19 protein-coding genes are annotated in these 22,646 nt (G+C 60.0%); 10 read left to right on the top strand and 9 right to left on the bottom strand.

Annotated features, from left to right (window positions below; translation table 11 throughout):
* The first annotated feature begins 77 nt into the window (after window positions 1–77).
* On the top strand, window positions 78–797 hold the full coding sequence (locus MME58_RS18110; protein WP_054987775.1) for a GntR family transcriptional regulator: 720 nt from the start codon (window positions 78–80) through the stop codon (window positions 795–797).
* Window positions 798–807: 10 nt separating this feature from the next.
* Complete coding sequence (locus MME58_RS18105; protein WP_054987776.1) at window positions 808–1,539, top strand: aspartate/glutamate racemase family protein; 732 nt, start codon at window positions 808–810, stop codon at window positions 1,537–1,539.
* Window positions 1,540–1,775: 236 nt separating this feature from the next.
* Here MME58_RS18105 and MME58_RS18100 read toward each other — a convergent pair whose 3' ends face one another.
* Window positions 1,776–3,011 (bottom strand): zinc-dependent alcohol dehydrogenase, encoded by a 1,236-nt coding sequence (locus tag MME58_RS18100; protein WP_054987777.1) that lies wholly within the window; start codon window positions 3,009–3,011, stop codon window positions 1,776–1,778.
* A gap of 101 nt (window positions 3,012–3,112) precedes the next feature.
* Entirely contained in the window at window positions 3,113–4,018 is a 906-nt protein-coding gene (locus MME58_RS18095) for a LysR family transcriptional regulator (protein WP_055006751.1), read from the bottom strand.
* A gap of 173 nt (window positions 4,019–4,191) precedes the next feature.
* Between MME58_RS18095 and MME58_RS18090 the strand changes: the two genes are divergently transcribed.
* From MME58_RS18090 to MME58_RS18080, 3 genes are read left to right on the top strand one after another with little or no spacing between them, the layout of a single operon-like run.
* Window positions 4,192–5,082 (top strand): NAD(P)-dependent oxidoreductase, encoded by an 891-nt coding sequence (locus tag MME58_RS18090; protein ID WP_054987779.1) that lies wholly within the window; start codon window positions 4,192–4,194, stop codon window positions 5,080–5,082.
* Window positions 5,083–5,085: 3 nt separating this feature from the next.
* Complete coding sequence (locus MME58_RS18085; RefSeq protein WP_055006750.1) at window positions 5,086–6,603, top strand: aldehyde dehydrogenase family protein; 1,518 nt, start codon at window positions 5,086–5,088, stop codon at window positions 6,601–6,603.
* Window positions 6,604–6,607: 4 nt separating this feature from the next.
* Window positions 6,608–7,765, top strand: a complete 1,158-nt coding sequence (locus MME58_RS18080) for a M20 aminoacylase family protein (RefSeq protein WP_055006749.1) — start codon at window positions 6,608–6,610, stop codon at window positions 7,763–7,765.
* Window positions 7,766–7,950: 185 nt separating this feature from the next.
* Here the strand turns inward: MME58_RS18080 and MME58_RS18075 are convergent, their stop codons facing one another.
* A complete protein-coding gene (locus tag MME58_RS18075; protein WP_055006779.1) occupies window positions 7,951–8,877 on the bottom strand; it encodes a LysR substrate-binding domain-containing protein in 927 nt (308 codons plus the stop codon).
* A gap of 150 nt (window positions 8,878–9,027) precedes the next feature.
* Here MME58_RS18075 and MME58_RS18070 point away from each other — a divergent pair, with 150 nt between their 5' ends.
* Complete coding sequence (locus MME58_RS18070) at window positions 9,028–9,810, top strand: YqcI/YcgG family protein (protein ID WP_054987782.1); 783 nt, start codon at window positions 9,028–9,030, stop codon at window positions 9,808–9,810.
* A 6-nt stretch (window positions 9,811–9,816) separates the two neighbouring features.
* A complete protein-coding gene (locus MME58_RS18065) occupies window positions 9,817–10,452 on the top strand; it encodes a LysE family translocator (RefSeq protein ID WP_054987783.1) in 636 nt (211 codons plus the stop codon).
* A 30-nt stretch (window positions 10,453–10,482) separates the two neighbouring features.
* Here MME58_RS18065 and MME58_RS18060 read toward each other — a convergent pair whose 3' ends face one another.
* Window positions 10,483–11,859 carry an L-serine ammonia-lyase gene (locus tag MME58_RS18060; protein WP_054987784.1) on the bottom strand — a complete coding sequence of 459 codons (1,377 nt, stop codon included), beginning with the start codon at window positions 11,857–11,859 and terminating at the stop codon, window positions 10,483–10,485.
* 128 nt (window positions 11,860–11,987) lie between these two features.
* Between MME58_RS18060 and MME58_RS18055 the strand changes: the two genes are divergently transcribed.
* Complete coding sequence (locus MME58_RS18055; RefSeq protein WP_054987785.1) at window positions 11,988–12,899, top strand: LysR substrate-binding domain-containing protein; 912 nt, start codon at window positions 11,988–11,990, stop codon at window positions 12,897–12,899.
* A 12-nt stretch (window positions 12,900–12,911) separates the two neighbouring features.
* Here the strand turns inward: MME58_RS18055 and MME58_RS18050 are convergent, their stop codons facing one another.
* The 3 genes from MME58_RS18050 to MME58_RS18040 form a co-directional block, all read right to left on the bottom strand.
* The gene (locus tag MME58_RS18050) at window positions 12,912–14,240 is read right to left on the bottom strand and encodes a DUF3100 domain-containing protein (protein WP_055006748.1); all 1,329 of its coding nucleotides are present in this window, start codon (window positions 14,238–14,240) and stop codon (window positions 12,912–12,914) included.
* Between the two features lie 505 nt (window positions 14,241–14,745).
* The gene (gene hglS / locus MME58_RS18045) at window positions 14,746–16,134 is read right to left on the bottom strand and encodes a 2-oxoadipate dioxygenase/decarboxylase HglS (RefSeq protein WP_054987787.1); all 1,389 of its coding nucleotides are present in this window, start codon (window positions 16,132–16,134) and stop codon (window positions 14,746–14,748) included.
* Window positions 16,135–16,156: 22 nt separating this feature from the next.
* The gene (locus MME58_RS18040; protein ID WP_055006746.1) at window positions 16,157–17,404 is read right to left on the bottom strand and encodes a 2-aminoadipate transaminase; all 1,248 of its coding nucleotides are present in this window, start codon (window positions 17,402–17,404) and stop codon (window positions 16,157–16,159) included.
* A 252-nt stretch (window positions 17,405–17,656) separates the two neighbouring features.
* Between MME58_RS18040 and amaB the strand changes: the two genes are divergently transcribed.
* Both amaB and amaA read left to right on the top strand, forming a co-directional pair.
* Window positions 17,657–19,147: an L-piperidine-6-carboxylate dehydrogenase gene (amaB, locus tag MME58_RS18035; protein WP_054987789.1), complete on the top strand. Its 1,491-nt coding sequence runs from the start codon at window positions 17,657–17,659 to the stop codon at window positions 19,145–19,147.
* A 45-nt stretch (window positions 19,148–19,192) separates the two neighbouring features.
* Window positions 19,193–20,479 (top strand): L-pipecolate oxidase, encoded by a 1,287-nt coding sequence (gene amaA / locus MME58_RS18030; RefSeq protein ID WP_054987790.1) that lies wholly within the window; start codon window positions 19,193–19,195, stop codon window positions 20,477–20,479.
* Window positions 20,480–20,491: 12 nt separating this feature from the next.
* Here amaA and MME58_RS18025 read toward each other — a convergent pair whose 3' ends face one another.
* Together MME58_RS18025 and MME58_RS18020 are read right to left on the bottom strand one after the other, a co-directional pair.
* The gene (locus MME58_RS18025; RefSeq protein ID WP_054987791.1) at window positions 20,492–21,865 is read right to left on the bottom strand and encodes a sensor histidine kinase; all 1,374 of its coding nucleotides are present in this window, start codon (window positions 21,863–21,865) and stop codon (window positions 20,492–20,494) included.
* Window positions 21,862–22,524: a response regulator gene (locus MME58_RS18020; RefSeq protein ID WP_054987792.1), complete on the bottom strand. Its 663-nt coding sequence runs from the start codon at window positions 22,522–22,524 to the stop codon at window positions 21,862–21,864. The genes MME58_RS18025 and MME58_RS18020 overlap by 4 nt, the downstream gene beginning before the upstream one ends.
* Between the last annotated feature and the right edge of the window lie 122 nt (window positions 22,525–22,646).

Raw genomic sequence — 22,646 nt, 5'->3', positions numbered from 1 at the left:
CAGATAGCGCTACTCATCATCGACTGGATCAGGCACTATTCCTGTATACGATCTTGGTAAAAAAGTGATGTGAAGTGATGAGCCGACCTGCCAGTACTCCGTTGTTCCTGACGCCCGCTGCCGATGAGAAAGGTCGTGACGAACAGATCTACCAGCATGTGCTTGAAGCCATCGTCGAGCATCGCCTTGCGCCGGGCACTCGCTTGCCCGAGGACGCGCTGGCTGAAGTGTTCGACATCAGCCGGACCGGCATTCGCAAGGTGTTGCAGCGTCTGGCGCTGGAGCGACTGGTGACCCTGCGTCCCAAGCGCGGCGCGGAGGTCGCGCAACCGTCGGCGCAGGAGGCGCAGGATGTACTGGGTGCCAGGCAGCTCATCGAACCTGCGCTGATGGCGGATATAGCCACAAGGGTCGGCGGTCAGCGCCTGGAGTCATTGCGCGCGCTCTGTGACCAGGAGCATGAGGCGCAACACGCCGGGCGTCACAGCGAAGCGATTCAATTGTCGGCCCGCTTTCACGTGCAACTGAGCGCGTTGGCAGGTAACCAGGTCTTGACCGAGCAAGTTGCGCAGCTCACTACGCGTTCCTCGCTGATTGTGGCGGTGTACGGTTCGCGGCGCAGTGTCGGCTGTGAGTGTGGCCAGCATGTTGACTTGCTGGCCTTGCTCGAAACCGGGCAGGGCGAACAGGCCCGCGAGTGGATGGCCGAGCATTTGCGCCGCATCCGCGCCAGCCTGAATGTCGATGCGCCGGGCGGCGAGGCAGTGGATTTTCATAGCATTTTCAAACGGCGCTGAAGGAGTTCCGGTGCGTATTCAAGTGATCAACCCCAACACCAGCCAAGCCATGACCCACAAGATCGGCCTGGCCGCGCAAGCGGTTGCGCGCTCCGGGACGCAGATCATCGCCTGCAGCCCGGCTGATGGCCCGGTGTCTATCGAAGGCCATTTTGACGAAGCGATAGCGACCCTCGGCGTGCTGGAAGAAGTGCGCAGGGGGCGTGAACAACAGGTTGACGCGCACATCATCGCTTGCTTCGGCGACCCTGGACTGCTGGCAGCCCGCGAGTACGCCAGCGCACCGGTGATCGGCATCGCCGAAGCGGCCTTTCATATGGCCAGTCTGATTTCGACCCGCTTTGCAGTGGTGACGACGCTGAGCCGTACCCGAATCATTGCCGAGCATTTGCTGCAGCGTTATGGCTTCAGTGAGTTGTGTACTTCGGTGCGCTGTATCGACCTGCCGGTGCTGGCGCTGGAGGAGAGCGGGCCTGAGCTGATCGAATCCATGGCCGAACAGGCCTGTCGCGCCCGTGATGACGAAGGGGCAGGCGCCATTGTGCTGGGCTGCGGCGGCATGGCGGATCTGGGCAGGCAACTGAGCGAAGTGATAGGCCTGCCGGTCATCGACGGCGTGGCTGCGGCGGTGAAACTGGCTGAATCGCTGGTGGATCTGGGGCTGAGCACCAGCAAACACGGCGACCTGGCCGACCCCATTGGCAAACCTTTCAAGGGCCGATTTGCCTACCTGAGCCGATAACATGTGCGTCCAGAAATGCACTGACGCACACTTTGGGTGATGCTCCGCGCCACAGAGATCGGACGCAGAGCGTCCAGAACGGCATTTCCACGCTGGAGCGTAGGGAGCGATGAGCTCTACGACTACTGTCGTGCGACGCAGCGCTTGGCTATTGCTTCGACGCTCCGCGTGGTAGCGCACTTCTGGACGCTCTGCGTCCGATCTTGAACGGCGCGAAGCAACGCCGGGCATGCGTCTCACATGGCCGGCACGCCACCCGCGATCAGGGCTTCAGTCGTGTCGTCTGGCACCACGATTGTGTTGTTGCCAGGCGTCAGAATCACCTTGCGGCAATCCTCTTCCTTCTTGTCGAACAACTTGTAACCTTTCGCCGCATCTTCCAGCGACATGCGGTGGGTGATGATGGCTTCGGGTTCAAGTCGACCTGCTTCGATATGTTCCAGCAATTCAGGCATGAAGTGATGGACGTGGGTCTGGCCCATTTTGAACGTCAGCCCCTTGTCGAACGCATCGCCGAACATGAAGCCGTGGATAAAGCCGGCGTAAACCCCCGGCACACTGACCACGCCGCCACGTCTGACTGCTGCGATGCACTGACGCAATGCTTTGCCGCTGCTACCTTCCAGTTTCAGCGTAGCCAGGATGGTCTCGGTCGTACTGCCCTTGGCTTCGAAACCCACGGCATCCACCACACCGTCCACGCCACGCATGCCAGCGGTCTGACGGATGATGGTGTCGGCCGGATCATCGTCGTCATCGAAATTGATCGGGATCACACCGTAGGTTTTCTGAGCGTAGGCCAGACGATACGGATGATGATCGACCATGAATATCTTCTCGGCACCGAGCATTTTCGCGCACGCGGCGCTCATCAGGCCCACCGGGCCAGCCCCATAGATGGCAACGCTTGAACCAGGTCCTATTCCCGCATTGGTCACCGCCTGCCAGGCAGTAGGCAGAATGTCGGAGAGAAACAGGACCTTCTCGTCAGCCAGAGTGCCCGGTACCTTGAATGGGCCGACGTTGGCCTTCGGCACGCGCACGTATTCAGCCTGGCCACCCGGGACGCCACCATACAGATGGCTGAAACCGAACAGTGCTGCCCCTGGCGGAATGGACTTCTTGTTGATGATTGCGCCGCGTCCGGTGTTGGTGGTTTCACAGGCGGCGAACTGGTCGAGGTTGCAGAAAAAGCAGCTGCCGCAGGCGATGACAAAAGGGATCACGACGCGATCACCTTTCTGCACAGCGGTCACTGCCGAGCCGGTCTCCTCGACGATGCCCATAAACTCATGACCGAAGATATCGCCGTGTTCCACAGTGGGGATCTTGCCGCGATACAGGTGCAGGTCTGAGCCACAGATCGCGGTCGCGGTGACTTTCAGAATAATGTCGTCGGCTTCTTGTATTTCCGGGTCCGGCACCGTGTCGACCTTCACACTGTTCGCGCCGTGGTAAGTCAAAGCTCTCATGATTAATCCTCAGTAGCAGCAGAAGTTCTGTCCGTACTGAAGATGAACCACGAGGATTTTGTTGGTTCAGCGCGATTGGTCGACGCAGGACTAACGGTAGGTCAATTGCGAAACGCCGTCATGTCCTGCAACAGCATGCCCATCAGACGGTTGGCACCGACGCTAAGCTGACGGCCCAGCCGGCTGATCAAATGAGTCTGCGGGCTGCTGAACACCTCGTGCTGCAACGGCAGGGCGCGCAGTTTCCCGGCTTTTATTTCTTCTTCCACAACAAAGGTTGGCAACAATGTGACGCCACCCTGCATGGCGAAGTGCTTGAGCATGGCGAAGGTGCTGCAGGTCAGTGTCGGCTGCACTGTAATGCCCAGTTGGTGTTCGGCTTGCAGCAGTATCTGGCGGATACCGTAAGACACTGCTGGCAGTGCGATACGGTAGTGTTCAAGGGCACGAAGCTCAATCGGAGCGTGCGCTTGGGTAAGCGGATGATCGGGGGCGGTGATGACGCACACGGGTTTGCGCTGATGAGCGTGAGAGCGGATTTTCGGGTCGGCGGCGGGGTTGAAGACCAGGCCGATATGCGCCTCGTCCTCGACCACCTGACGAATCACCTCATTGCTGCCGCACACGTTCACGATCAGCTCGATGCGCGGGTACAACTCGGAAAACCGCGCCAGCGGCTGGGCGAGACTTTCAAGAAAACCCTCTCCTGACACCAGAGTTACCGAACCGCTGTGCAGGCCCTTCAGCGCCTGAATCGAATCCAGCAAGACCTCCTGCTGAGTCAGCCGCTGACGGTAATAGGCCATTACCTTGTCACCTGCTTCGGTGGGTTTGACGCCGCGGCGGTGGCGCTCGAGCAGTGGCGAGCCGAGTTCCTGTTCCAGTTGCGCGATCTGGCGGCTGACGGCCGAGGGTGCCACGTTGAGATAGTCGGCGGCAGCCCTGACGCTGCCCAGCCGCACCGCTTCGAAAAAATACAGGATGCGTCGATCTTGCACCAGGCTCATAGGGTTCCTGCGGAGGTTCAGTGTTGCGTTGAAGGCAACATAAATTCGATTTCAGGATTATTGCTGAGAGGGTAGAGCGCTGTCCATACTCGAATCATCAGCACATTGCCGGTCGATAAGGCCTGCAGCGTCATTCTCGAATTCGTACAAAAACCTTTGACCGGGATGCAGACATGACTTTGAAAGCAGGTGTGATCGGATTGGGCAACATGGGCGGTGGCATGGCTGCCACGCTGGCAAGCAAGGGGTTTGATGTCAGCGGCTTCGACCTGTCACAGATGGCGCTGGACCAGGCCGAAAGCAAAGGCGTCAAGCCGGTTGCCGACCGTAAGCAACTGATTCAGGGCGTGGACATTCTGATCCTGTCGCTGCCCAAGGCTGAGCACGTGGAGTCGGTGTGTCTGGGCGCGGGTGGCATCAGCGAGTTCGGTCGCAAGGGTTTGATCGTGGTCGATACTACGACCTCGACGCCGGAAATGAGCCGCAAGGTCGCTGCCGAACTGGCAAAGAGCGGCATCGCATTCATCGACGCGCCGGTATCTGGCGGCCCGAAAGGTGCCGCCACCGGCACCATGGCGATGGTGATCGGCGCCGAGGATGCTGACCTGGCACGCGCCATGCCGGTTTTGGAAGGCATGAGCGGCACCCGCGTGCACGTCGGGCAATGTGGCGCTGGCAACGTGGCCAAGATTGCCAACAACATGCTGGCGGCCTGTCACCTGATCAGCACCGCAGAGGCCGTCGCGATGGCGGCACGCGCAGGTGTCGACCCGGAAAAACTGCTGCAGGGTCTGAACGCGGGTTCCGGACGTAGCGGTGCCACGCAAGTCATGTTCCCGACCTGGGTGCTTAACAAGGCGTACGACTCCGGTTTCACCATGGGCCTGATGCGCAAGGACGTTGGCCTGGCCAGTGATCTGGCGGACAGCCTCGACATGGACTTGCCGCTGTCGCGCGTTGTCGCCCAATTGTGGAAGGCCAGCAGTGAAACCCTGGCAGACACCGAAGACTTCTGCGCCATCGTGCAACGCACCGATGGCAAACTTTACGGTCATGGAGAATAAGCGATGAGCGCTGCAAGAATCCTCGAATTGATGCGCCCTTACTGGGGCGATCGGAGTGTCATCGCCAGCTACGTCGGCGGCCAGTTCATTGAAGGTCACGGGGCGCCGGTCGAAGTGCGCAATGCCCACGACGACAGTCTGCTGCTGAGCTTCCCGGACGCTGACGAGTCGTTGGTCGAAGTCGCCGACAAGGCGGCAAAAGCTGCGCAACAACACTGGTGGGCGCTGACCGCTCAGGCGCGAGGCCGCGCCATGTACCAGGTGGGCAGTCTGATTCGCGAAGAACTGGAAAGCCTTGCGCAGATCGAATCCCTGACCGCCAATAAACCGATCCGTGACGCCCGCGTCGAAGTGCTCAAGGTCGCCGAGATGTTTGAGTATTACGCTGGCTGGGCGGACAAGCTTCACGGCGAGATCATCCCGGTGCCGACCACGCACCTCAATTACGTGACCTACGAACCGCTCGGCACGGTGTTGCAGATCACGCCCTGGAACGCACCGGTTTTCACATGTGGCTGGCAGATAGCCCCGGCGATTGCGGCGGGCAACGCAGTCATTCTCAAGCCCTCGGAGCTGACGCCGCTCAGCTCGTTGATCGTCGGTGTGCTGATTGAGCGTGCCGGGGTGCCGAAAGGGCTGGTCAACGTGATCGCCGGTTTTGGTCAGTCCATCGGTCAGGCGTTCATTGCCAAGGCCGATATTCGCAAGGTGGTGTTCGTCGGCTCGCCGGCGACCGGTCGGCATATCGCTGTGGCTGCGGCACAGCGCTGCATTCCGGCGGTGCTGGAGCTGGGTGGCAAGTCGGCCAACATCGTATTCGACGATGCCGATCTGGAGGTGGCCTTGCGCGGTGCTCAGGCGGCGATCTTTTCTGGTGCCGGGCAGAGTTGTGTCTCCGGTTCGCGGCTGTTGGTGCAAGCGTCGATTTTCGAGAAGTTCACCAATGCCCTGGCAGTGGCAGCGACGCAGTTCAAGGTCGGCGATCCGAGCGACCCGGAAACCCAGATCGGCCCGATCAACAACGCCAGGCAATACAACCACGTGAAAGGCATGGTAGAGCAGGCGCTGAAAGACGGCGCGAGACTGGTTGGCGAGCACGCTGATCCGATCCCGAAAAAACCGGGTTATTACATCAATCCAACCGTGCTGGCAGGTACCAACGAGTTGCATTGCGCGCAGGAAGAAATCTTCGGTCCGGTGGTGGTGGCGATCCCGTTCAAGGACGAAGAGGACGCGATCCGTATCGCCAACAACAGCCGTTTCGGTCTGGCGGGTGGTGTCTGGACCCGTGACGTCGGTCGCGCTCATCGCGTTGCCAGGCAGGTGCGTGCCGGGACGTTCTGGGTCAACGGCTACAAGACTATTCACGTCAGCTCGCCGTTTGGCGGCTATGGTGAGAGTGGCTATGGCCGTTCTTCCGGTCTGGATGCCCTGCGTGAGTACAGCGAAGTGAAAAGCGTCTGGGTCGAAACTGCCGCCAAGCCTGCCGCCAGTTTTGGATACGGCGCGAGTCTGGAGTAAACACATGCCCATTTCAAAGACACTGATCGACGAAGCAACTGTCTGGCGCCGTACGATTCATGCCGCGCCGGAGCTGGGGTTCCAGGAGCTGAAAACCTCGGACAAGGTGGCGGATCTGCTGAGCAGTTTCGGTATCGAGGTGCACCGCGGTCTGGGCGGTACTGGCGTGGTCGGCACCTTGCGCAACGGCGACGGCCCGACCATCGGCATTCGTGCCGACATGGATGCCCTGCCGATTCAGGAGCTGGGCGACAGCGTTCACAAGTCGGTACACAAAGGCTGCATGCACGCCTGCGGACACGATGGCCACACGGCGATCCTGCTCGCCACCGCCCGGCATCTGGCGGAGACTCGCCGGTTTCGCGGTACAGTGCATTTCGTTTTCCAGCCTGCTGAAGAGAACCTGGGCGGCGCGCAACGAATGATCGAAGACGGCCTGTTCGAGCGTTTCCCGATGGAGGCCATTTACGGCCTGCACAACTGGCCCGGCGTGCCTGCGGGCAAGGTGGTGATCAATCCGGGGCCGATGATGGCGTCACTGGACACTTTCGAGATCACCCTGACCGGCAAAGGCAGCCATGCGGCCATGCCGGACAAAGGCAGTGACCCGATCGTGGCGGCGGCCGAACTGGTACTCGGGCTGCAGACCATCGTCTCCCGGCGCCTGTCGCCACTGGATTCGGCGGTGGTCAGCATCACTCAATTCAATGCCGGTGAAGCCATCAATGTCCTACCGGAAACCGCCACCCTGCGGGGCACCGTGCGCTGCCTGCAAACGCCGGTACGCGAGAAGGTTCAGCGACTGATCGGCGAGTTCGTCGAGCGTTTGCCGGCGGCGTTCGGCGTGCGCGGCGAGCTGGTTTATAACGTCGGTTACCCGGTGACCGAAAACCATGTCGACGCCGCCGCCACGGTCCGGCGTGCTGCGGTCGCAGCGGTGGGGGAGACCAACGTGCAATGGGGCTGTAACCCGTCCATGGCTTCCGAAGACTTCGCTTTCATGCTGCACGCCTGCCCGGGTGCATACATCTGGATGGGTGTCGATGGCGAGCAACCGTCGGCGGCGTTGCACAACCCGTACTACGACTTCAACGATCAGGTGATTGAACCTGGTGTTGCAGTGTGGACAGCGCTGGTGGAGCAGTGTTTGCCGGTGAGTTGAGTGATCACGATGACACTGACGACGCAGAGCGCGACGTCAGTGTCAGGGCGAAGGAATCCGACGAAGCCGGGCCTGAATCTCACTGACTTGCAGAGCTGTGTGACGCAGAGCGTCACGAAATGCATGGCCACACGGCGCATGGGAACGATAGCAAAAGCAGCGTGCGCCTGACGGCTCACGAGGAATCAAGGCGCGGTGAGCAACTCCACGCTGATGCCGGATATGTCCGGCAGGCAGGTCAGCAGATGGTCGCGCAGCTCCATGACCCGCTGGCGCTTGAAACTGTCCTGCAACCACACCAGGTAGTAGGCATCCCCAGTGCCGACAGCTGAGTCGAATGGCAAAAAAACCTGACCTTCGTTGATGTCATCTGCGACCAGGAACAGGTCGCCGATCGACACGCCATGCCCTCTTACCGCAGCAGTGATTCCCTGATCCAGCGTGTCGAATACCTTGCCTTTGCTCAACGTTACCTGACCTGCGAGGTCCATTCGGTTCAGCCAGCGCCGCCAGTCCCGACGGTCGCTGGACGGATGGATGAGTTCAGCAGCCTGCAGCCGCTCCGGCCCCCATGGCTGCTTGCCCAGGGTGTCTGCCGAGCAGATTGGAATCAGCCACTCGTCAAACAGTTTGCAGGTTTCGACCTCTGCACCGAAGTTGCCATTGCCCAGCAGAATCGCGCAGTCGAAAGGCTCCGAATAGAAGTCCACGCTGTCAAAGTCCATCCACACGCTGGAGAGCTGAACCGGCAGAGCAGGGGTGGACTGCTTGAAGGATTCCAGTGCGTGCAGCAACCACCTCATGGTCAGGGTGGACGGTGACTTGAGACGCAGATTCGCGCCCTGACCGCGAAATGGCTGGCAGGCATCTTCGATGATCCGAAAGCCGATCTTGAGCTGACTGGACAGTCGCCGACCCTCATCACTCAACCAGAGCCTTGGTCCCTTGCGCTCGAATAACCGGCAGCCCAGGGTCTCTTCCAGCGTACGAATATGCCGGCTGATGGCGCTCTGAGTCAGTGAAAGCTCTTGGGCAGCACGTGTGAATGAGCATGATCGGGCTGCTACTTCAAAGGCTCGGAGTGCGTAAAGAGGCGGGATTCGCTCGGTCATGCGATAACTAACCATGATTATTTGTCATAGTAGGTTACACCTTTTTCCATTTTTCCGCGCCCGGGTCCCCGGTCAGAATCGCCCGCTCGTCACTGTCGTAAAAAACCAATAACAAGGCGGTGTCCTTATCTGCTGCGTGCGTGAGGGAATATGCTGCCCAAGTCCGAAATGCTGTTGCGTCAATCCGTTGTGAGACGTGTGCTGGAAAGTGGTAACGCTCTTGAACCGGGCTGGAAAGTTCAGGCTTACAGGCAATTCGAGCAGGTGCTGAGCGACAAAGGGTTTCCTTGTCTGTTTGGACGGCGGGCGAATAAGTCCGGAAGTTGTCTGCTGCTGTTCATACCCGTTGAGCATGACCGGCAAACGCTGTGTGCCGGCCTGCAAGAATATGTGAGGTTCGTGAATGACACGCCACTTGAAGAGCGCCTGTTCAACCCGCTGATCGTCATTTTCGAGAAGAACGATTTCAACAGCCTGGCCGAAGAGCAGGCCTATGCATGGGCCACGTTGCAGCATTTGCACAACGATGACCGCTCACCCTGGCCCGCCGGTGCCAGCACAGACCCGGAGACGTTCGAGTGGACCTACCACTTTGCCGGTCTGCCCCTGTTCATCAATATGAGCTTTGCGCGCCACACCGCGATGAAAAGCCGCTCGCTGGGTGGGCATATTGTGTTTGTGGTCAACCCTCGGGAGAACTTTGACGAGGTGGCAAGCGCCGAGACGGACAGTGGTCGCAAGATCAGGGAAAGGATCCGTCAGCGAATCGCCAGTTACAACAACGGTGTCGTACCGGACACGCTGGGCTTTTTCGGCGATCGGAACAGCCTTGAGTGGAAGCAGTACCAGCTATATGAGGAGGGCGGGCTGGCATTGTCCAAGTGCCCCTTGCATATCAAAGTCGACAAGACTGACCATTTGAATGAGCGTTGAGTACCCATGAATATATCGTTGCTGCTGATCTACATGTTCAGTGTGTTCATGCTGATCATTACCCCTGGTCCGGTGGTGGCGCTGATCGTCAATACCAGCCTGGCGTGCGGGCCGAAGCGCGCGATACTGACGGCGCTGGGCACCAACTGGGCCTCTCTGGTGCTGGTGCTGGTCGCGGCCTTGATCCTGACGGGGACATTGTCGGTGAGCGTGACCCTGCTCAACTGGATCAGCCTGATCGGCTGCTTCTTTATCGCTTATCTGTCCGTGCAGGCGCTGGAGCAGGCATTGCGTTACATGCCGTCCCGGTCTGAAGCATCGCCGCTGCCGACGCGCAGCAGGCACAGCGGGCTGATAACCGGTTTTCTGGTGGGAATTTCCAATCCGAAGGACATCATTTTCTTCGTCTCGTTTTTCCCGCAGTTCATTAACGTGACCGAGTCGTTCAAGGGCAGCATCGCATTGCTGTCGGTGCTGTGGATCATCATTGATCTGTCGATTCTGTTCGCTTACATCTTCCTCATGCGCCAGAAACTGGCGTTGAAGTACAAGCGCAAGATCGAAGTTGTTTCCAGCGTGACGCTGCTGCTGATCGCACTGGCCGGGATTTTCTATTCGGGTTCGACGCTGCTGAGCCAGTAATCGTCGAACCGGTGACACAAGCCGATGCGCTCAGCACTCGATCAGATTGACAGCCAATCCGCCGCGTGAAGTTTCCTTGTATTTGTCGTGCATGTCCGCGCCGGTATCGCGCATGGTGCGGATGGCGTGGTCCAGGGAGATAAAGTGCTCACCGTCGCCGCGCAGGGCCATTTGTGCGGCGTTGATCGCCTTCACGGCGGCAATCGCATTGCGTTCGATGCAGGGAATCTGCACCAGCCCTCCGACCGGGTCGCAGGTCAGCCCCAGGTTATGTTCCAGACCAATCTCGGCAGCGTTCTCCACCTGCTCGGGGGTCGCGCCGAGAATTTCCGCCAGGCCAGCGGCAGCCATTGCGCAGGCTGACCCTACTTCACCCTGACAACCGACTTCAGCCCCGGAAATGGACGCATTTTTCTTGCACAGAATGCCGACTGCTGCGGCGCTCAGGAAAAAGCGCACCACGTCATCGTCATTGGCGGTGGGTTTGAATTTCATGAAGTAATGCAGCACTGCAGGCACGATGCCCGCCGCGCCGTTGGTGGGCGCTGTGACCATGCGCCCGCCGGCGGCGTTTTCCTCGTTGACTGCCAGGGCGAACAGGTTGACCCACTCCATCGCGCTCAGGGTCGAGCCGATCACGTTCGGGTTATCGAGGTTTTGCAGGCTCTGATGCAGTCGATAGGCGCGACGACGTACATTCAATCCACCAGGCAGGATGCCGGTTTCAAGCAGGCCCTTGTCCACACAGGCGCGCATCGCCGCCCAGATGACCATGATTTTCTCGCGTATTTCTTCTTCGCTGCGCCAGACTTTCTCGTTGGCCATCATCAGCTCGGAGATGCTCATGCCATGGGTCTTGCACAGTTTCAGCAACTGCGCACCGCTGAAAAAGTCATAGGGCAGGACGGTGGTATCGCTGTCCAGCACACCGCTGGCCGCCTGTTCGGCGTCGATCACAAAGCCGCCGCCTACCGAATAGTAGGTTTGCTCGTACACTTCGCCGGTCTTGCCGTAGGCACACAGCGTCATGCCGTTGGGGTGGTACGGCAGGCTTTCGTCGAGCAGGCACATGTCTCGTTCCCAGACAAATGTGATGGCCTGTTCGCCAGCGAGCATCAGTTGGTTATCGGCACGCAGTGCATCAATGCGCTGGTTGACCAGGCTGGGATCGATCTGGTCCGGCCATTCGCCCATCAGGCCCATCACCGTTGCCCGGTCGCTGCCGTGGCCGATGCCGGTGGCCGAAAGAGAACCGTACAATCGCACCTCGATCCGTTCTACGCTATGCAACCGGTCCTGGTTGCGTAGCTCGGTCACGAACAGTGCCCCGGCGCGCATCGGCCCGACGGTGTGGGAACTGGACGGCCCTATGCCGATTTTGAACATGTCGAAGACGCTGATGGCCATCACGGAGGTCCTTCAAATGAGATGATGCAGGGGAGTTGGAGACTCCTTCTTTCTGGTCTTTATCTTTGGCTTCGCCTGTCGAAACGACAAACGATTGTTGCTATGCAACGCTTTAGCGGAACTCTTCAATGAGCAGAATCTTCAACGCACAGATGCACGCCTGGTTACAGGTGTTCGCCTGCGCGGCCCGACACCTTTCCTTCACCCGCTGTGCGGAAGAGCTGCACGTCACGCCCGGTGCCATCAGCCAGCAGATGCGCCAGCTGGAAGAGCGCCTTGGGTTCGCGCTGTTTCACCGGGTCGGACGCGGACTGGAACTGACCGCAGAAGGTCAGCGCCTGGCGGTGGTCGCCAACGAAGTGCAGAGCCGCATCAGCGAAGAACTGCGCCTGCTGTACTCCGGGCGTATCGGCGGGGTGTTCAAGTTGCGCTGCATCCCTTCGTTTCTCAGCAAATGGCTGATGCCGCGCCTGCCGCGTTTGCAGGAAGCGTTTCCGGACATCCAGTTACGGATCATCGCCGAAGACAGCAGCGGCTCGTTGCGTGACGACGATTTCGATCTGGCCATCGACCTGAATGACGGCAGCTATCCGGGGCTGTCGACCACGCCCTTGCTGGAAGAAGAGTTGTTTCCGGTCTGTTCGCCCAGCCTGTTGGTGGACAAGCCGCCGCTGGACACGCCCAGTCAGCTGGTGCATTTTCCGTTGCTGCACGATATCACCGCCTGGCGCGGCAGCTATGAGTATGCCGAGTGGGAGTTCTACCTCACCGCCATTGGCGCTGACGGCATTGATGTGCGCCGCGGCCACACGTTCAACCGCAACCACCTGACCATCGACGCCGCGCGTATGGGCATGGGCGTGGCGATTGCCCGCAAGGCGCTGATTACGGACGAGCTGGAGCAAGGTTTGTTGATCGTGCCGTTCGGACATCCGATCAAGGCCAGGAAGAAATACGTCCTGGCCTATCGTGAGGGTGCGCTCACTACTCCGGCACGCCGAGCCGTGCATGACTGGCTGGTGAGCGAAGCAGTGATCTAGTCCGCTCCGGAATCAATGAAACATCTCGGCAATCAGCACCGCACCGATGAAGGTGCCGAAGTTGGCGAGGAAAGACACCAGCACAATCCGCCAGCCCAGACGACGGAAGGCCGGTAGATCCTTGGCAATCGACAGGCCGGCAAACGTCAGCATCGGGGTGATGACCGCCAGCATATTGATCGAGCTGGTCATTCGGGCGATCTCGGCTGCCCAAGGGCAGGCCGGCGAGGTCAGGAACATTGCCACCAGCGAGACCATGCACACGGCCGGAATCTTTCGGCGGATCAGGTTGCACAGCGCTTCACCCACGAAGGCGCAGAAAATCATGATGCCCATTCCGGTGAAGGCATCGGCCGACAGCGTCTTGTAACCGACATAGTTGGCAATCAACGCCAATGCACCGGCCGCCAGCCACGCACTGATCTTGCCCGACCAGCCCAGCTCCGGGACCTCCAGCGAGACATCGCTGTGGCGCAGGCCTTCATCGCTCATTGACGCTTTGGTAGTACGGCCGATCAGCGGCTCAAGTACCCGATAACCCCAGACCGCCAGCGGCAGGGAAATGAACAGAGTGAAGTAAGTGCCGATGGTGGTGGTGATCAGGTTTGACGCCGCTGCCAGCGTCATGACTTCCTTGGCAACTTCCGGCGTCTGCTGCGCAGCGATCGCGCCTGCAGCAGCGGCCATCATGCTGCCCGAGCCAATGCCTGAACCCATCGCCAGCGAATTGGGATGGAAGATCCCCAGGCTGGCGATGAAACCGGCAACGATAGCAATGAACAGCGCACCGAACAGGGTCCCGGTCAGGTACTCGGCCAGTACGCCGCGGCCTTCCGGTGAGTCCATGCCGTAGCGCTCGCCGATGATCGCCAGACTGGGCTCGCGGCCGACCGAGAAGGTTGCGCCGACCGCCTCGCGCTTGATACCCAGCAGCAACGCGACCGGCAGGCCGAGCACCACGGTGCCGACAAAATGGCCGAACTCCTGAAACACCAGCGCCCACCCCGAGGCAAACACCACTGGCAGCGAGCCACCGACGACCAGACCGAGTTTGGCGATGAAAATCAGCAGGGCGGGTTGCAGGATGGACGCCGAACGCAGTTGCGTACCATGGTCGATGCCAATGGTGCCCGGCATGCGGCGACTGGCAATGCCGATCATCGCGCCCAGCACCAGCGCCCAGACCATCGGCAACAACACCACCTTGCCGGGGCCCAGCGGGATACTGATGGCACCGATCATTTCGGCGATGATGAGGATAACGGCGGCCCAGACATACAGCTTCACTGTCGATGAAACAGCCTGGTTATCGCCCGACACTGCAGCGTGTGAGTTTTGCATGATGATCCCCTTGCCTGCTGAATGGCCTTTTTCAGGCCTTATCAATCGTTATTCTGTTTTTCAGGTCGGCGCTGTGAGGCGCCAGGGCAGCGTTGGAAAGTCCATGAAATCATGGTGACCGTTATCCGGCCGAGAATTTTTATGAAGTCCGAAAGTGATCCGGACTCAGGCTGCTTCGAGCCTTTGCAGGGGCATTACAGGGTGCGCTACTTGAAGGGATTAGCCTTTGAATACGGCACTTTGCTGTCCACACGCAATCGCAGTATGCATAGCACGAGGTTGCACACCAATATTGCGAATTTTATTTATCGTTGCGTTAAACAGAACACAGAAAGGGGCTGGAACGATCTGACCGGACTATCGTGCGACGCTGCGCGTTGCATGCCGTTCAGGACGCTGCGCGTCCTCATTGCGACGCTGCACGCTGCGATCTGCATTGCCACGCTGGAGCGTGCGCAACGATAATTTCGGCTATCGTGCTGACGCTCTGCATGCGCATCCGAGGTCAGGCCAGTGCCGTCTGCCCCAGTGCCTCGGCGCATGCTTGTAGGGAACGCCGCTGGGTATCTGCATACAGGTCCAGTTCATCAAGCGTCCGACACCCCAGTGCCCGCTCGAAATCCTGCCGATTCGAATTCGTTGCGTACTGCGCCTGGGCGTTGTCACCCAGATTGGACTGGAAGATGCCCGCCGCGCTGACCGGCAGAAAGTCTTCGTACACCAACGGCTCGAAGCGCACATGGCCGGCTTCAATCAGTTGCTCCAGATCGCCGGTTTTGCGGGCCGCAATACCTTCGGGTGTCGGAAAGTAGCGAAAGTAGGCCAAATCCTGTGCGCGCATTTCACTGTGACTGTCCGCAAACGCCTGAAAAGTCTTTTCCAGAAGCCCGGCATAGCGCACCGCATTGGCTTCGCCGGGAAATTCGCCCAGTTCGTCGCGCGCCTCGTTCAGCAGCCTGTCATACAGCGCGCGGCCTTTGGGCGTCAGTGCTGCGCCGCGTTGTTCGATCTCGCCGAAACGTGCTGTATGACTGCCGGACTGATTACCAGCCTGACCCATGAACGTGATCGGTTCTTCAAGCGCCTTGAAGCTGGTCTGGCGCAGCAGAATCGGACACTGGCGACGCGGAGGCCCTTCGACCACCGCCTTGGGCGTGATGCCTTTACCGGGCATGCCGCTTTGCACCGCGTCGATATCCAGCGTGCGGGGGGTCAGGTGGTTGATGTGCGGGCCCCGAAACGCCACTACATCGGCAATCAGGCGGTGCTGGGCGCTGAGCATCTGATACTCGTCGAGCGAAACGGTCGCGGTGTTGTGCCAGCGGAAGGTTTCCAGCGCCTGTTGAATGAACTCCGCTGCATCTGCTTCGCTCAACCCGCCATCCGTTTCATGCTTCTTGATCAGCGTCAGGGCACCGGGCGTGAAGATACTGCGTCTGGCCAGCACCTGACTGGCAAACTCGCGCAGGCTGTCGCTGTCGATCAGTTCCAGGCGCAGCAGGGAGGTAAATACGCGAAACGGACTGACCTGCAAGGCATGCTCATGCACGGCGCGGAAGGCCGTGGAGTGAACGGGCACACCGGCTGCCGTCAGGTCGTAATAACCCACCGGCTGCATGCCCATCACCGCAAAAAGGCGGGCGAGGGTGGCCAGTTCGTGTGCCGTACCGACGCGGATCGCGCCATGGCGCTCCATGTCCAGACGCTGAATTTCACCGGTCTGGCGCAGGCTGTCGAGCACGTCGCTGTTGTGGCTCATGACCTGCTCATTGACTTCGCTCACCAGCGTCATCAGCGTGCCGTAGAGGGGCACCTCGTGCTTGTACATGTGCGACATGGCGCGCGAGAAGCCCGCGCGGATCTGGTCCGGGTCGGCAAAGCGTGCTGTGCTCATCAGGTGTTTTCTCCGTACGGTGTCAAGCCAGCGCTGCCAGGCAACGCTCGAAAATATCCAGCCCTTCGTGCAGCACTTCGGGCTCGACGGTCAGCGGGATCAGCAGGCGGACAATGTGCCGCGCCTTGCCGCTGGGCATCAATAACAGACCGGCCTCTCTGGCCAGGCCAAGCAGATCGGCAAGCTGGCGTGTACCGGGTTCGCCCTCGGGCGTGATCAGTTCGATACCGCGCATACAGCCCACGCCCGTCAGCCTGCCCAGACAGGGATACAGCTTGCTCGCCTGCCAGGCGTCGTAGCGCGCAACGATCGCGTTTTCCTGCTGTTCACCCCACCCGGACAAATTGGCATCAGTCATCTGCGCCAGCGAAGCAAGGCCTGCAGCGCAGCCAATCGGGTTGCCGGAATAGGTGCCGCCCAGCCCGCCCTTGGGCAGGTTGTCCAGTAACAGCTTGCGGCCGACCACGGCACCCAACGGGATACCACCGGCAATGCTTTTGCCCAGCAGGATCAGATCTGGCTCGATGCCCAGACGGGTGAACGCAAAGCGCTGCCCGGTGCGACCGAAACCGGACTGGATTTCGTCGGCGACCAGCACGATGCCATGTTCATCACAGAACGCTCGCATCGCCTGGGCGAAATCAGGCTCCATGGCCAGAAAGCCGCCTTCGCCCTGTACCGGTTCGAAGATGATGCAGGCTACATCGTGGACATCGATCTCGACGCTGAACAGCCGGTCCAGGGCCTTGAGTGCTTGCTCGGTAGAAACGCCATTGTCCTTGCTGGGGAACGGAATGTGGAATACCGGGCCGGGCAGCACACCGATTTTCTGTTTGTAGGGCGCAACCTTGCCATTGAGGTTCAGGGTCGCCAGGGTTCGCCCGTGAAAGCCGCCGTCAAACGCAATGACAGCCGTGCGACCTGTCGCACCGCGCACTATTTTCAAGGCATTTTCCGTGGCTTCCGCACCGCTGTTGGTGAGCATGCCGCTCACTGGGTAACTCACCGGTACGAACTGCGTCAGTTGCTGCATGAAGCGAATATACGGATCGTGAGGCGTGGCGTTGAAGCAGTAGTGAGTCAGTTTTGTCGCCTGGTCTTGAATGGCTTTGACCACCTGAGGGTTGCAATGCCCCAGATTGAGCACCCCGATGCCACCGACAAAGTCGATATAGCGCTTGCCGGTGGTGTCCCAGACTTCGGCATTGCGGCCGTGAGACAGCGTCATGCTGTGGACAAACGAAATGGATTCGCTGATGTGTTCGCTCATCGGCCTGGCCCTGACTCCGGGTGATCATGATGGCTTTATCCAAGCAAACATCGGGCACCGCTCGCAAACGAAATAAAATCACCGGGTCATTCCAATAATTCCCGATGTTGTGTCTTTCGCTGCTGTTGACAGCAAGAAGTTCATTCCTAAATGGAATCATGTTTTTCAAAAACGTCGTTTGTGAGTCGGCCCTGACTGGATCAATACTGGGTTCATCAGTGATTTCCACCGTTCCATGACAGGAGAATCAACATGGTTGCCGAGTTATTAGCACGTCTGGGCGTGGCGAACAGTGCCCACACACAAGGGGACTATGCGGTTTACACCCCGATTGATGGCAGCCAGATCGCCTCGGTCACGCTTGAAGGCAGCGCGCAGGTGGCGGCGCGCATCGACGCTGCGCACAGCGCATTTCTGCAATGGCGCACAGTGCCGGCCCCCCGGCGCGGCGAGCTGGTACGGATCTTTGGTGAAGTGTTGCGCGAGCACAAGGCTGATCTGGGCGAACTGGTGTCGGTCGAAGCAGGCAAGATTACTCAGGAGGGCCTGGGCGAAGTTCAGGAAATGATCGATATCTGCGACTTCGCGGTCGGTCTGTCGCGTCAGTTGTACGGCCTGACCATTGCCTCGGAACGTCCCGGCCACCACATGCGTGAAACCTGGCATCCACTGGGTGTGGTCGGGGTGATCAGCGCGTTCAACTTCCCGGTTGCAGTCTGGGCCTGGAACACCACGCTGGCGCTGGTCTGTGGCAACCCGGTGATCTGGAAACCCTCGGAAAAGACTCCGCTGACTGCCCTGGCCTGCCAGGCGCTGTTCGACAAGGCGCTGAAGATTTTTGGCGATGCGCCCGCAGCACTTGCCCAGTTGGTGATCGGTGATCGTGACGCCGGTGAAGCGCTGGTCGATGACCCGCGTGTGCCACTGATCAGCGCCACGGGCAGCACCCGCATGGGCCGCGAAGTGGGTCCGCGTGTTGCTGCACGTTTCGGCCGCAGCATTCTCGAACTGGGTGGCAACAACGCAATGATTCTGGCCCCCAGCGCCGATCTTGATCTTGCTGTGCGGGGCATTCTGTTCAGCGCCGTGGGCACTGCCGGCCAGCGCTGCACCACGTTGCGTCGTCTGATTGTGCATCGCTCGATCAAGGATGAAGTGGTTTCCCGCGTCAAGGCAGCCTACGCCAGGGTGCGCGTCGGTGATCCACGCGAGGGCAATCTGATCGGCCCGCTGATCGACCAGCAAGCGTTTTCGGCCATGCAGAACGCGCTGACCAAGGCCCGTGATGAAGGTGGTCAGGTGTTTGGCGGCGAGCGTCAGTTGCAGGACAAGTACCCGAACGGCTACTACGTCACGCCAGCCATTGCCGAAATGCCGGGTCAGAGCGAGGTGGTGCGGCACGAAACCTTTGCCCCGATCCTTTACGTGCTCGCCTATGACGACTTCGAAGAGGCCTTGCGCTTGAACAACGAAGTACCGCAGGGCCTGTCTTCGTGCATTTTTACCACCGACCTGCGTGAAGCCGAGGCGTTCCAGAGTGCGGCGGGCAGCGATTGTGGTATCGCCAACGTCAATATCGGCACCAGCGGTGCAGAAATCGGCGGTGCGTTTGGCGGCGAGAAGGACACCGGCGGTGGCCGCGAATCCGGCTCCGATTCGTGGCGCGCCTACATGCGGCGGCAGACCAACACCGTCAACTATTCCCGCGAGCTGCCACTGGCCCAGGGCATCGTTTTCGACTGATCTGTACCGAGCCATTATTCGACGGGCATTGCTGGAGTTTTTTCGATGGTGCAGTTTGCCGAAGGCTGTCTGTGGGAACAATTGACTCCGCAACGTCCGGTCAGCCCGGCCCTGAGCGGTGAGCGGAGCGCCGATGTATGCATCATCGGTGCCGGGTTCACCGGTCTGTCGGCGGCGCTGCGGTTGCTGGAAGGCGGCAAATCGGTGTGCGTGGTCGAAGCTCATCAGGTGGGCCACGGCGGTTCCGGGCGTAACGTCGGTCTGGTGAATGCCGGGACCTGGGTGGCTCCCGACGAACTGGACAAGGCCTTGGGCAGTGTCGAGGCCAGTCGCCTGAACAGCGCTCTGGGTGCGGCTCCGGGCCTGGTGTTTGCGACCATCGACAAGTACCGCATCGATTGTCAGGACACGCGCACCGGCAACCTGCACATGGCACATAACGCCAAGGGGCTGGCCGATCTGCAAAGTCGTGCAGAACAATGGCAACGGCGCGGTGCCAACGTCGAATTGCTGACCGGCAAGGCCTGCGAAGATGCCTGCGGTACCGACAGGGTCAGCGGCGCATTGCTTGATCATCGTGCTGGCACGGTGAACCCGATGGCCTACGTATCAGGAATGGCGCTTAATGTCGTGGCGCTGGGCGGTCAGTTGTTTGGCGGGTCCGCGGTAACAGGGCTGCAACGCACTGCCGACGGCTGGAAGGTTTGCACAAAAAACGGCAGTGTGTGCGCCGAAAAAGTGATCATTGCTTCCAATGCCTATACCGAAGGTGAGTGGACCGACGTCAAGGATCACATCTTTGCGGGGTATTACTATCAGGTCGCTTCACAGCCACTCAGTGGTGCCGAGCAGGCGGGTATTCTGCGGGGCGGGCAAGGTTCGTGGGATACGCGCACGGTACTCAGCAGCATTCGTCGCGATGCTCATGGGCGGCTGCTGCTGGGCAGCCTTGGCAATGCCGGCAATTATCCGCTGTGGTTCATCCGTCAGTGGGCTGACCGCATTCAGCAGCATTACTTTCCGCAACTGGGCCGGGTCGAGTGGCAAAGCACCTGGACCGGCCGCATCGGGTTCACACCCGACCACTTGTTGCGTCTGTTCGAGCCTGCGCCAGGCTTGCTGGCCGCGACCGGTTTCAATGGCCGGGGTGTGACCACCGGGACATTGGTGGGCAAATGCTTTGCCGATTACCTGCTGAGCAACGATGCCGCTGCACTGCCGGTGAGTTTTTCGCGCAGTAAAAAAGTCTCTGGCAGTTCACTGCGCACGTTGGCCTACGATGCCGGTTTCACGCTGTATCACGCCGGACAATGCCTGCGCGTAATGCTCTGAGCCGACAACCTTTCAGGCTGTTCGGCTCCTGATTCGCAACTCCGCACACAGCCCGCCCTGCGCCGAATTGCGCAGGTGCAGGCTGCTTTCCAGCTTGCGCACGATCATGTCGACGATCGCCAGCCCCAGTCCTGCGCCATTGCTGTGGCCCTGGCTGTAAAAGCGCTCAAAAAGGCGTGCTTTCTGCTTCTCGTCGATGCCCGGCCCCGCGTCTTCTACCGACAAATGTGCACTGCCATCTTCCTGACGACTGAGCATCACGCGAATCTCGCTGGCTGGCGGGGCGAAGTTGAGCGCGTTGGTCAGCAGGTTTTGCAGCGCGATGGTGATGGCCGAGGGGTCGCTGTGAATCACACAGTCATCGCCGGCCTCAAACACCAGGTCTACACGCTTCTCCAGTGCCAGTGGCGTGAGTTCGGCCATTTCCTCGCGCACCAGAGTGTTCAGCTCGAAGCTCTGCAACTGGCTGACGTCAAGACGCGGCTCCAGTCGCGCCATGGTCAGCAACTGGCTAGCCAGACGTGCAGCGCGGTCGACGCCATGCACCAGGAAATCGAGTGCTTCCAGACGTTGTTCCGGGGTTTCGGCCTGCCGTGCGTTCTGTGCGTGGATGCGCAGAATAGTCAGCGGTGTGCGCAGTTCATGAGCCGCGTCGGCGATAAAGCGCCGCTCGCGTTCCAGCACGCTCTCGATCTGGGTCAGCAGGCGGTTGAGCGCGTATTGCATGGGTTCCAGCTCTTTGGGCAGCGGTGTTACGTCAAGCGGCTCAAGGCTTTCGGCATCGCGTTTGCGGATGACCCTGGCCATCGATTGCAATGGACGCAGACCCCAGCCGATGGCCAGCCAGATCGCGACCACCAGCAGTGGCACGCCGATCAGCGTCGGCCATAACGTGTGGCTGACAATGCGCTGAATCAGGTCCTGGCGCACATCGTCGCGCTCTCCGACCCAGATCAGGAAACCCTGCTGCGGGTCGGCCAGCAGGAAGCCGCACCATTCATGTCCATTCTCGATCAGGTCATGAGAGCCCTCTTCGGCGGGAGGCGCACTGAGCAGCGGCGCTTCGGCCGAGCGCACCAACAGCTCACCCGATGTGCGCCATACCTGAAACGTCAGCCGGGTTTCGTACGGATGGGCAACGCCACTGGTGCCGACCCGGCTCATGGCCTGATCGAACGCCTGATACAGCTTATCCAGGTCCTGTTCGCCCGCCGCGCGCTGACGCAGCACACCTTGCAGCAGGCGTGCGCTCTGGGCCAGTTGCGCGTCGTAGACTTCTTCGATTTCGTGGTGGCTGTCGCGCAGGGCGAGCAGACTGATCGCCAGGTCGCCGAGCAGCAACAGCACCAGGACCGGGACCAGAATGCGCGCGCGTACCGAGGTCATACTTTGAGCTCCAGCAGGTAACCAACGCCGCGCACGGTGCGGATCAGCTCGGTGGACAGTTTCTTGCGCAGGTTGTGGATCAGCACTTCAAGCGTGTTGCTTTCGACCTTGTCCTGCCAGCCGTACAGGGTATTGGACAAGCGCTCGCGGGTAACCACTTTGCCGGGACGAATCATGAGTTGGTGCAGCAACTGGTATTCCATTGGCGTCATCGGCACTTCAATGCCTTGAAAACTGACCTGCTGCGACGCCGGGTCCAGGCTGATGCCTGCGTGCTCCAGCAGCGGTTGCGCACGTCCCTGACTGCGCCTGAGCAAGGCCCGGACCCGGGCTTTGAGTTCGTCGACGTCGAACGGCTTGATCAGATAGTCGTCTGCGCCAGCGTCCAGGCCGGCGATGCGGTCAGCGGTGCCGTCGCGTGCGGTAAGAATCAGTACCGGCAGAGTGAGTTCCTCGGCACGCAGCTGACGCAGCAGGTCGAACCCATCCATGCGCGGCAGCCCCAGGTCAAGCAGCAACAGATCGAATGGTTCGCTGCGCAGGGCGTGCAGCGCGCTCAGCCCTTCCTCCAGCCAGTCGAGGGTATAGCCCTCGGTATTCAAGGCCACGCGGATACCTTGGCCAATGGCTCGATCATCCTCGACAAGAAGCAGGCGCATAGGTGTGTGACCAATGAATAGGGGTGAGAAGGGCGCCATCATGCCGTCAGCCGGCAGTGTCGCGAAGTGCCGTGTGTCCGGGAAGATGTTACGAGCTGTTACGTATTAAGCTTTTCCTAAGA

The sequence above is a fragment of the Pseudomonas syringae pv. tagetis genome (assembly GCF_022557255.1).
Classification (GTDB): Bacteria; Pseudomonadota; Gammaproteobacteria; order Pseudomonadales; family Pseudomonadaceae; genus Aquipseudomonas; species Aquipseudomonas caricapapayae.
Note: the sequence above shows the minus strand (reverse complement) of the source record. Positions and strands in the feature narration are given on the sequence as shown.

What these genes read in the sequence shown, in the direction of transcription:
- MME58_RS18040 (WP_055006746.1), bottom strand. Translation starts at nt 17,404, where the DNA reads ATGAGCGAACACATCAGCGAATCCATTTCGTTTGTCCACAGCATGACG.
- amaA (WP_054987790.1), top strand. Translation starts at nt 19,193, where the DNA reads ATGGTGCAGTTTGCCGAAGGCTGTCTGTGGGAACAATTGACTCCGCAA.
- MME58_RS18090 (WP_054987779.1), top strand. Translation starts at nt 4,192, where the DNA reads ATGACTTTGAAAGCAGGTGTGATCGGATTGGGCAACATGGGCGGTGGC.
- MME58_RS18070 (WP_054987782.1), top strand. Translation starts at nt 9,028, where the DNA reads ATGCTGCCCAAGTCCGAAATGCTGTTGCGTCAATCCGTTGTGAGACGT.
- MME58_RS18065 (WP_054987783.1), top strand. Translation starts at nt 9,817, where the DNA reads ATGAATATATCGTTGCTGCTGATCTACATGTTCAGTGTGTTCATGCTG.
- MME58_RS18110 (WP_054987775.1), top strand. Translation starts at nt 78, where the DNA reads ATGAGCCGACCTGCCAGTACTCCGTTGTTCCTGACGCCCGCTGCCGAT.
- MME58_RS18100 (WP_054987777.1), bottom strand. Translation starts at nt 3,011, where the DNA reads ATGAGAGCTTTGACTTACCACGGCGCGAACAGTGTGAAGGTCGACACG.
- MME58_RS18050 (WP_055006748.1), bottom strand. Translation starts at nt 14,240, where the DNA reads ATGCAAAACTCACACGCTGCAGTGTCGGGCGATAACCAGGCTGTTTCA.
- hglS (WP_054987787.1), bottom strand. Translation starts at nt 16,134, where the DNA reads ATGAGCACAGCACGCTTTGCCGACCCGGACCAGATCCGCGCGGGCTTC.
- MME58_RS18020 (WP_054987792.1), bottom strand. Translation starts at nt 22,524, where the DNA reads ATGCGCCTGCTTCTTGTCGAGGATGATCGAGCCATTGGCCAAGGTATC.
- MME58_RS18095 (WP_055006751.1), bottom strand. Translation starts at nt 4,018, where the DNA reads ATGAGCCTGGTGCAAGATCGACGCATCCTGTATTTTTTCGAAGCGGTG.
- MME58_RS18060 (WP_054987784.1), bottom strand. Translation starts at nt 11,859, where the DNA reads ATGGCCATCAGCGTCTTCGACATGTTCAAAATCGGCATAGGGCCGTCC.
- MME58_RS18025 (WP_054987791.1), bottom strand. Translation starts at nt 21,865, where the DNA reads ATGACCTCGGTACGCGCGCGCATTCTGGTCCCGGTCCTGGTGCTGTTG.
- MME58_RS18085 (WP_055006750.1), top strand. Translation starts at nt 5,086, where the DNA reads ATGAGCGCTGCAAGAATCCTCGAATTGATGCGCCCTTACTGGGGCGAT.
- amaB (WP_054987789.1), top strand. Translation starts at nt 17,657, where the DNA reads ATGGTTGCCGAGTTATTAGCACGTCTGGGCGTGGCGAACAGTGCCCAC.
- MME58_RS18055 (WP_054987785.1), top strand. Translation starts at nt 11,988, where the DNA reads ATGAGCAGAATCTTCAACGCACAGATGCACGCCTGGTTACAGGTGTTC.
- MME58_RS18075 (WP_055006779.1), bottom strand. Translation starts at nt 8,877, where the DNA reads ATGACCGAGCGAATCCCGCCTCTTTACGCACTCCGAGCCTTTGAAGTA.
- MME58_RS18080 (WP_055006749.1), top strand. Translation starts at nt 6,608, where the DNA reads ATGCCCATTTCAAAGACACTGATCGACGAAGCAACTGTCTGGCGCCGT.